2 protein-coding genes and 1 tRNA gene are annotated in these 1873 nt (G+C 41.7%); 1 reads left to right on the plus strand and 2 read right to left on the minus strand.

The genetic code is table 11. From position 1 onward, the window contains the following. Positions 1 to 324: 324 nt before the first annotated feature. Positions 325 to 1128 carry a M48 family metallopeptidase gene (locus A1019T_RS12720; protein ID WP_077452080.1) on the minus strand — a complete coding sequence of 268 codons (804 nt, stop codon included), beginning with the start codon at positions 1126 to 1128 and terminating at the stop codon, positions 325 to 327. Positions 1129 to 1503: 375 nt separating this feature from the next. Here A1019T_RS12720 and A1019T_RS12725 point away from each other — a divergent pair. Further along, a tRNA-Gly gene (locus A1019T_RS12725) sits at positions 1504 to 1579 on the plus strand. Between the two features lie 85 nt (positions 1580 to 1664). On the opposite strand, the gene A1019T_RS13455 is transcribed toward A1019T_RS12725, so the two are convergent. Beyond that, positions 1665 to 1873, minus strand: a 209-nt coding sequence (locus A1019T_RS13455) for a hypothetical protein (RefSeq protein ID WP_208608081.1), incomplete at its 5' end; no start/stop codon positions are given.

Here is a 1873-nt window from a genome sequence, read left to right on the forward strand (position 1 = left end):
TTCGCTGCTAATCTTTTAGCAGGACTCATTGCTTACTGTTGGTTTCCCTTTAAGCCGACACTCAAAAACGTGTCGGCTTATGGACAAGCTGCAAAAAACCAAGCTGTTTCAATGATTTAGGCAAGCTCTTATCCCGAACTCAGGTTATATATTAACAGGTAATAGTAGCTCTGCTCTAGTGGCTGTCTGCAACACAGAGGGGGCTAGTTTATCTGACACGGAGTAATTTATTGAGCGGTCTCTAAGCCTTATCAAATTAAGGGTTGCAAAAAAACAGCCTGTGCAAGGCAGCAGGCTGATTTAAAAAAGGTTTTTTATTAGTAACTACTTCTTATAGTAAGGCATTACTTCAGGAATTAAAGCTTGTAACGAAGCAATACGGTTAGAACTAGAAGGGTGAGTACTTAAGAACTGAGGTGGCTCACCTTGGCTAGCACTTTGCATTTTTTTCCATAAGCTAACCGCGGCATTGGGGTCATAGCCGGCCTTGGCCATAAGTACCAAGCCAATCTTATCGGCTTCGGCTTCTTGGGTACGGCTGTTAGGACGAGCAATACCTAAGTCGCCAGCGATGTTTGCTAGCTGTGCTTGACCTTGAGATAGACCAAAGATGCTAGCGGCAATACCAATACCGGTCTGAGTGGCATACTGACTTGAGATACGCTCACGGGCGTGCTCACGGATAGCGTGTGCCATTTCGTGACCCATAATAGCGGCAATTTCGGCATCCGTTAGATTCAAGCGGTCGATAATGCCTGAATAGAACATGATTTTACCACCAGGTAAAACGAAAGCGTTTAGTTCATTGGATTTAATGGTATGAACTTCCCACTGCCAGTTTTTGGCATCTCCCCGATAAACCTCTGCTTGGTTGATCAGTTTACGCGCAATCCCATTTAGACGGGCCAGCTGAGCAGCGTTGGTGTCTAGCACTTTTTTATTGCGGGCTTCTTGAAGCAGCTGATTATAGCTTTGCGCTGACATCTGCATAACTTGATCATTAGAGACCAATAATAGCTGCTGTCTGTCACTGCCAATAACGCCAGAGTTAGTGGTCGAGCTACACCCGGTCAATGCCATGGCGGATACTGAAGCCACCAAGGTGGTTTTAATTAAAAACTTTTTCATTCCTTTCCTCATTAATAGGTCTACGTCATTTCTCGGTCTCAATCAAAGCGCCTATGCGAATTACTAATATGATAGTTATTAAAATAGAATAACTATTAAGGTAGATCGTAATAGTAGACAGAGAATATGGCGGATGAATTCTGATTATGGGCTAAAGTTTAGCGAATACGGCTGAGTAAAACAGCTGTTTATTGTAATTCATACGTTAAAAAACGTTGTTCATTTGAGGATATTGTTCAAATACAGGGCAATATCAGGCCTAATTAAAAAAATGCTGAAAAAAGTGTTGACATAATTTTAATTTAATCTATAATAGCCCACCTATCAAGAGGTAGTAGCTTTAGTAGTTAATACTAGCTTATGCACTCGATCGATGCGGGAATAGCTCAGCTGGTAGAGCACGACCTTGCCAAGGTCGGGGTCGCGAGTTCGAATCTCGTTTCCCGCTCCAAATTTGCTCTTAGAGCATAAAAAACCTCACTTCTCTTAATTAGGGTTGTGAGGTTTTTTTATGCCTTCAATCTATATATCTGTTCTTATCTCTGTAATTCTCTGTAATAAATCAGACTAGTAAACAAATTATCAAAATAAAGTGAACTCTCAATTAAAAGCCCACAGATTAACCTGTGGGCTTTTTTATCCAGCATTGCCGTAAAACCACCCACTTCAGGGGGTGGATATAAGGCAACTCCGTAGTTATGCTTACGCAAAGAAAGCTGTTTAGTGTGGCGTATTTTGCTGTTCA

It is taken from the genome of Psychrobacter piechaudii, assembly GCF_900162825.1.
Lineage (GTDB): Bacteria > Pseudomonadota > Gammaproteobacteria > Pseudomonadales > Moraxellaceae > Psychrobacter > Psychrobacter piechaudii.

Bases quoted from the DNA above. Each gene is read 5' to 3' on its own strand.
- A1019T_RS12720 (WP_077452080.1), bottom strand. From the start codon at position 1,128: ATGAAAAAGTTTTTAATTAAAACCACCTTGGTGGCTTCAGTATCCGCC.